The sequence below is a fragment of the Amycolatopsis sp. SID8362 genome, from assembly GCF_010550475.1.
GTDB lineage: Bacteria > Actinomycetota > Actinomycetes > Mycobacteriales > Pseudonocardiaceae > Amycolatopsis > Amycolatopsis eburnea.
This window is the reverse complement of record NZ_JAAGNB010000006.1, coordinates 1-6,891: the sequence shown is the minus strand read 5'-3', so window position 1 is coordinate 6,891 and position 6,891 is coordinate 1. Positions and strand designations below refer to the sequence as shown.

Here is a 6,891-nt window from a genome sequence, read left to right as displayed (position 1 = left end):
AGGGCGGCGGCCGCGGTCAGCCCGGCGAGCAGCGCCGATCCGGCGTGCGGGCCGGCGGTGAGGCCGAGCAGGAGGAGCGCGGGCCCCGACAGCTCGTCCCCGGTCCGCGCGAGCGTCGCCCCGGCCAGGTAACGCCTTAGCATGGTCGAGACGTTACAGTGGGGCATGGCATTTCCGCACCGGGATTCCGTGCAGCGCGCGGTCGACCTGCTGAACGTCCTGCTCCCGGAACCCGACCCGGCCGCGGTGGCGCGCGTCCTGCGCGAGCACGGAGAAACTGACATTTCAGATGTCAACGTGGCCGACCTGCACGCGGCGGCGCTGGAGCTGCGTGCGGTGTTCGCGGCCCCGGACGTGGCCACGGCGGCTTCGGTGCTGAACGCGTTGTTCGCCGCGTACGCGCGTCCACCGCGCTTGACCGACCACGAGGACGGTTACGGCTGGCACCTGCACGTGGACACGTCGGACGACGGCCCGTGGGGCGCGTGGCTGGTGACGTCGTCGGCGCTGGGGCTGGCTTCGCTGCTGGCCGAGCGCCAGGACGTGCCGGGCGGGTTGTGCGCGTCACCGCCGTGCGGCAAGCCGTTCGCCCACACCGGCGGCGGCAGCCCCCGGAAGTACTGCTCGCCCCGGTGCGCGACACGCGAACGCGTCGCCGCGCACCGGGGCCGGAACTCCTAGCTGTTGGTCTTCTCCCGCCAGGCGACCCACTTATCGAGCGCGCTCAGGTCGTAGTCCGGACCACCGACCCCGACCGTGAACGTCGTGACACCGAGGTCCAGCAGCTTCGGCCCCAGCTCGTCCGGCTCGCCCTGCACGCCGCACGAACGCTCGATCTCGCCCGGGTCGCGGCCGACGTCGGCGCAGTGCTGGTCGAGGATCTTGACCTTGCGCTCGACGACCTCCGGGTCGCCGAAGCCGTGCCAGATGTCGCCGTGCTTCGCGACGAGACGAAGGGTCTTCTTCTCGCCTCCGCCGCCGATGAGGACCGGGATCTTGCGGGTCGGCGCCGGGTTCAGCTTGCCGAGGCGCGACTCGATGCGCGGCAGGGACTCCGCGAGGTCGTCGAGGCGGCCGCCCGCGGTGCCGAACTCGTAGCCGTACTCGTCGTAGTCCTTCTCGAACCAGCCGGAGCCGATGCCGAGGATGAGCCGGCCGCCGGAGATGTGGTCGACCGTGCGGGCCATGTCGGCCAGCAGCTCGGGGTTGCGGTAGCTGTTGCAGGTCACCAGCGCGCCGATCTCCACGCGGGACGTCGACTCCGCCCACGCGCCGAGCATCGTCCAGCACTCGAAGTGCAGGCCGTCGGGATCGCCGTAGAGCGGGTAGAAGTGGTCCCAGTTGAAGACGATGTCGGCGCCGAGCTCTTCGGCGGCCGACGCGGTGCGCCGGATGCTGTCGTAGTCGGCGTGCTGCGGCTGGAGCTGCAGGCCGATCCGGATGCGTCGTTCGCTCATGATCGCAGCCTACGACCGCCCCGGAACGCCTCGCGCGCCCACACGGCGGCCAAAGGGGGTAGCGCGACTACCAGCCTGCGCGACTTGGGCACCACCGCCCGCCGCGTCAGGATGTCGTAGTCCAGGGCGACGATCTCGTCGAGGATGCCGCGGTACAGCGTCAACGCCGTCCGCACGCACGGCCGGGATTCGGGGCGCAGCAACGGAACCCCCGCTTCGGCCCGCCGGTACACCGCCCGCGTCCGCGCGACGAAGTACGCCAGCGCCGCGCGGATCCGCGGGTCCGGCCGGCGCTGCTCGAGCAACGAACGCGAGACGCCGAACGCGGCCAGCTCGTCGAGCGGCAGGTACAGGCGCCCCCGGTCGAGGTCTTCGCCGATGTCGCGCAGGAAGTTGGTCAGCTGGAACGCCTCGCCGAGCGCGATCGCGCCCGGTTCCGCCTCGGACAGCGGCCCGATCGTGCCGAACACCGGCAGCATCTGCAGCCCGATCACCGCGGCCGAGCCGTACGTGTACTCGCTCAGCTCGGCGAACGTCCGGTACTCGACCGGCTTCAGGTCCATCCGCATCGACTTCAGGAACGCGTCGAACAGCTCACGCGAAAGGTCGTAGCGCCGCACGGTGTCGGCCAGCGCCACCAGCACCGGGTCGTCCGGGGTCCCGCCGTCGAAGACGACGTCGACCAGGGTGCCGACGCGGTCCAGGGACAGTGCCGGGTCGCTGCCCGGCTCCGGGTTGTCGACCAGTTCGTCGGCCATCCGCGCGAACCCGTACAACGCGTGCGCCGCCGGGCGGGCGCGGGCCGGCAGCAGCCGGGTGGCGAGGAAGAACGTGCGGCCGTGGTGGGCGTTGATGCGCTTGCACCCGGTGTACGCGGCCCGCAGCTCCGGCGCGCGGATGCCCGCGGCGTCGAGTTCGTTCACCGGCCGGTGATCCGTTCCGCGGCGAGCCGCCCGGAGATGAGCACCGGCGGGATGCCGACGCCGGGGGTGGTGCCGCAGCCGGCGAGCACGACGTTGCCCGCCGCGCGCACCAGGTTCGCCGGGCGGAACGGGCCGGTCTGCGTGAACGTGTGCGCCAGCGAGAACGGCGTCCCGGCCGCGAGCCCGCGCGCCGCCCAGTCCGCCGGGGTGATCGTCTCGTCGACGCTGAACTCCTCGCCGAAGCCGGTCAGGCCGCGAGCCTCCAGCGTGCGGAACAGCTCTTCGCGGTACGGCCCGCGCACGCGGTCCCAGTCGATCGAGCCGCGCCGCGTGTTCGGCGCGGGCGCGAGCACCGACACGATCTCGCCGCCGCGCCCGGCCAGCCCCGGATCGGTCGCGGTCGGCCGCGTGACCAGCAGCGACGGGTCGCTCATGAGCTTCCCGTCGCGGATGATCTCCGCGAACGTCCGCTCCCAGGCACCGCCGAAGAAGATCGTGTGATGCCCGAGGTCCCACTTCCGGGTGGTCCGCCCGTGCACCACCACGGCGGACGGCGAGTAGCGCAGCGGCACCGGCCGCCGCGGCCGCGCGCCGATCAGCCGGTACGCCGAGGACAGCTCGGTCGCCAGCACGACGGCGTCGCACGCGATCCGCTCGCCCGAGCGCGTCCGCACCGCGCGCACCCGCGAGTTCACCCGTTCCAGCCACGCGGCTTCGGTGCCGAACCGCACGTCCGCGCCCGCCCGGGCGGCGGCGCCGGTCAGCGCCCGGCCGATCTCGCCCATCCCGCCCTCGGGGTAGTAGACGCCGCCGACGGTGTCCATGTACGAGATGACGCCGTACGCGCCGATCGCGCTCGCCGGATCCAGCCCGGCGTAGAGCGCCTGGAACGTGAACAGCCGCCGCACGCGCTCGTCGAGCAGGTAGCGGCCGACGCGCGGGCCGAGCTTGCCGAACCCGCCCAGTGCGGCGAGCTTCGCCAGCGCGGGGTGCGCCAGGTCGAGCGGCGAGTCGAAGTTCGCCCCGATGAACCGGTCCTTCTGCACCGCGTACAGCTCGCTCAGCCAGCGCCGCAGCGCCCGGTAGCCCGCCGCCTCGCGGGCCCCGGCGAACGCGCGGATCTCGGCCTCCATCGCGTCGCCGTCGGTGTGCAGCGCGAGGGTGCTGCCGTCGGCGAAGCGCGCCCGGTACGCGGGGTCGAGGCGCGTCAGGCGCAGGTTCTTCTCCAGCGTCTCGCCGACCGCCGCGAACGCCTCGTCCAGCAGTTCCGGCATGGTCAGCACGCTCGCGCCGGTGTCGACCGCGTTGCCGTCGAAGTTCTGCTGGCCCGCCCGGCCGCCCGGGGTGCCCGCCTGCTCCAGGAGCGTGACGCGCCGTCCCGAGCCGAGCAGGTGCAGCGTCGCCGAAAGCCCGGCGAGCCCGGCCCCGATGACGACGACGTGGTCGGCGGGCCCGTCGATGGTCCGCACGTCAGTAGGTCCGCTGGGTGGCCTTGACGACCAGCCCGGTCAGCGCCTCCGGCGCCGGCTCGGCCAGGTGCGCGCGGTCGAGCGCGGCCATCGCCGCCGTCGTCAGCTCGTCGATCCGGCGTTCGACCGCGTCGACCGCGCCGACCTGCTGCAGCGCCAGCCGGACGGTCTCGACGCCCTCGTCGGAGAGGTCCGCGTCGCCGATCGCGTCCGCGATGACCGTGGCCGCGGCCGTCTCACCTTTCTCTGCGGCGAGCTGCAGGCCGAGCGCGACGAGCAGCGTGCGCTTGCCCTCGCGCAGGTCGTCGCCGGCCGGCTTACCGGTGACCGACGGGTCGCCGAACACGCCGAGCAGGTCGTCCCGCAGCTGGAACGCGACGCCGACCTCGCCGCCGAACTCCAGCAGCGTGGCGATCAGCTCGGGGGAGGCCCCGCCGAGCGCGGCGCCCAGGTGCAGCGGCCGCTGGACGGTGTAGGCAGCGGTCTTGAGCCGGTCGATCTTCAGCGCGGCCTCGACGGAGGCGTCGCCGGTGGCCTGCGTGCGGACGTCGAGGTACTGGCCGGCGAGCACTTCGGTGCGCATCGCGCGCCACGCCGGGCGCGCCGCGGCGAGCGTCTCGGCGGGCAGCGGGGCGTCGGCGAACATGTCGTCCGCCCAGGCCAGTGCCAGGTCGCCGACCAGCACCGCGGTGGCCAGGCCGAACGTCGCGGGGGAGCCGAGCCAGCCCTGGTCGGCGTGCAGCTTCGCGCCCGCGATGTGCACGGTCGGGAAGCCGCGGCGGGAGTCGGAGGAGTCGATGAGGTCGTCGTGGATCAGCGCGCACGCCTGGATCAGCTCGAGGCTGGCCACCGCCTGCAGCACGCCCTCGGCGTCCGGGCCGGCCGGGTCGCCGCCCGCGCCGCGCCAGCCCCACCAGGCGAACGTCGGGCGCAAGCGCTTGCCGCCGTTGAGCACGAACCCGCGCAGCGCGTCGATGCCGGCGGCCACCGTCGGCTCGGTCGCCAGTATCTCGGTGCCCGCCCGGTCGAGGAACCCGGCCAGTGCCCGCTCGACGTGGGCGGGCAGGTCGGTGTCGGCGGGCGCGTTCATGCCGCCATCCTCGCCGAACCCGCGGGCGCGCGGGCCGCCGGGGCACCCGGATGTGGCGAATCAGACTCCGGCCGTGGCGGCCCAGAACGACCCCGTCAGGCCCGCTTCGGCGAAGTAGGCGGCCGCGCTGTCCGGCTCCCGCCGCCGGTAGCCGCGTTCGAGCCGGCCCGCGTACCAGCCGCGCGCGAGCCGCCACAGCGTCACGAGGTCGAGCACGCGCCCCTTGTCCTGCCCGGTTTCCGCGAGCCAGGCGTCCACACAGGACTCGCAGCAGAACAGCCGCTGGTTCGCGCACGTGTGCAGCACGTCGTCCCACATCCGCGCGGCGGGCACCAGGAAGTGCGCCACCTGCGCGCCCTCCGGCGGCTCGGCCCGGTTCACGACCAGCGCGTGCGGCTGGCCACAGCCGGGGCAGCGCGTCGCGACCAGCACCTCCGGCTCGTCCTCGACCAGGTGCGGGATGGCGAAGGAGTCCCACGCGCAGCCGCCCCACCACAGCGTGTGCGCGCCCATCACGGAGAACCCGAGCGGCCGCGCGGCGAACGGGTGCGCCAGCACGACGTGCTCGCAGTCGTCGAGCACCAGGTGGTGGGCGTCGGCGAGGCGGTGCAGCGCCTGCTTCGCGACGGCCAGCGAGCCACCCGCCGCGTCGGCCAGCTCCGGCGCGGTCGGGGCCCGGCCGTGGTCGGCGAACGCGTGGTAGACCGCCAGGCGCACGTCCTCGTCCCAGCTCGCGTCGTCTTCACGCACCTGGCCAGTTTAGTCCGCCGTACCGCCTCGAATGTGAGTCGAACCGCAGTCTCGCGACGCGGACGGGGGCTCCCGCATGCCGGGCATCGGCCCTTAACATGCAGGCATGACGTCGGTGATCGAGCGGTTGCGCGGAGACGGGCCGAAGTTCTCCATCGAGTTCTTCCCGCCCCGGGACGCGGCGGACGAGGCCGTCCTGTGGAAGGCGGTCCGGGAGCTCGAGCCGTACGACCCGGCCTACATGTCGATCACCTACGGCGCGGGCGGCTCCAGCCGCGACGGCACGATCCGCAGCATCGCCCGCGTCGCGACCGAGACGACGCTGGTGCCGATGGCCCACCTGACCGCGGTCAACCACTCCGTCGCCGAGCTGCGCAACGTCATCGGCTGGTACGCCTCGGTCGGCGTCCGCAACATCCTGGCGCTGCGCGGCGACCCGCCGGGCGACGTCTACGGCGAGTGGATCCCGCACCCGGACGGCCTCACCTATGCCGAGGAGCTGGTGCAGCTGGTCCGGTCGCTGGGCGAGTTCTGCATCGGCGTGTCGGCGTACACCTACGGCCACCCGCGCTCGCCCGACCTGGAATCGGACACGAAGTACCTGGTCAGCAAGCTGCGGGCGGGTGCGGACTTCGCGATCGCGCAGCTGTTCCACGACGCCGAGGACTTCCTGCGGCTGCGCGACCGGGTCGCCGCGACCGGCTGCGACGTCCCGGTGCTGCCGGGCGTCATGCCGCTGACGACCATGCGGACGCTCCAGACGACGATCAAGCTGTCCGGCGCGCCCGCGCCGCGGAAGCTGCTCGACCGGCTGGAACCGCTCGCCGACGACCCCAAGGCGTTCCGCGCGGCGGGCATCGACGTCACCACCGAGCTGTGCGAGAAGCTGATCGCGGAAGGCGTGCCGAACCTGCACTTCTACACGTTCAACCGGTCCAAGGCGACGCGCGAGGTGATCGCCCGGCTGGGGCTCGTCCCGGCCCGTGCTTAAGTACGTACCACCGGGCCCTGGTGGCCCGGTAGCGTGCCGGACATGGCTTCCTCTGCTTCAGACGTCAACGGCATCTGCGACCGCTACGTCGACGACTACGCGGCCGCGGACCCGGTCGCCGCGACCTCCCACGGCATCACCGGCCACGACCACCGGCTGACCGACTACTCCGCGGACGGCTTCGCCGAGCGCGCCGGCCTGGCCGCGCGGG

7 protein-coding genes are annotated in these 6,891 nt (G+C 73.3%); 2 read left to right on the top strand and 5 right to left on the bottom strand.

What is annotated here, in order from left to right:
* The first annotated feature begins 165 nt into the window (after positions 1-165).
* Entirely contained in the window at positions 166-681 is a 516-nt protein-coding gene (locus tag G3I65_RS00795) for a CGNR zinc finger domain-containing protein (RefSeq protein WP_160693800.1), read from the top strand.
* Here G3I65_RS00795 and G3I65_RS00790 read toward each other — a convergent pair.
* Genes G3I65_RS00790 through merB form a run of 5 tightly spaced genes read right to left on the bottom strand, consistent with a single transcriptional unit; the run spans position 678 to position 5,689 of the window.
* Complete coding sequence (locus tag G3I65_RS00790) at positions 678-1,457, bottom strand: LLM class F420-dependent oxidoreductase (protein ID WP_160693798.1); 780 nt, start codon at positions 1,455-1,457, stop codon at positions 678-680. The genes G3I65_RS00795 and G3I65_RS00790 overlap by 4 nt on opposite strands.
* Positions 1,454-2,380: a phytoene/squalene synthase family protein gene (locus G3I65_RS00785; protein ID WP_160693796.1), complete on the bottom strand. Its 927-nt coding sequence runs from the start codon at positions 2,378-2,380 to the stop codon at positions 1,454-1,456. The genes G3I65_RS00790 and G3I65_RS00785 overlap by 4 nt, the downstream gene beginning before the upstream one ends.
* Entirely contained in the window at positions 2,377-3,849 is a 1,473-nt protein-coding gene (gene crtI, locus G3I65_RS00780; RefSeq protein WP_160693794.1) for a phytoene desaturase family protein, read from the bottom strand. Before crtI ends, G3I65_RS00785 begins: the two co-directional genes overlap by 4 nt.
* Before the next feature lies 1 nt (position 3,850).
* Complete coding sequence (locus G3I65_RS00775; RefSeq protein WP_160693792.1) at positions 3,851-4,939, bottom strand: polyprenyl synthetase family protein; 1,089 nt, start codon at positions 4,937-4,939, stop codon at positions 3,851-3,853.
* 60 nt (positions 4,940-4,999) lie between these two features.
* The gene (gene merB / locus G3I65_RS00770) at positions 5,000-5,689 is read right to left on the bottom strand and encodes an organomercurial lyase (protein WP_160693790.1); all 690 of its coding nucleotides are present in this window, start codon (positions 5,687-5,689) and stop codon (positions 5,000-5,002) included.
* Positions 5,690-5,795: 106 nt separating this feature from the next.
* Between merB and metF the strand changes: the two genes are divergently transcribed.
* Positions 5,796-6,680 (top strand): methylenetetrahydrofolate reductase [NAD(P)H], encoded by an 885-nt coding sequence (gene metF / locus G3I65_RS00765; RefSeq protein WP_160693788.1) that lies wholly within the window; start codon positions 5,796-5,798, stop codon positions 6,678-6,680.
* Positions 6,681-6,891 lie beyond the last annotated feature (211 nt).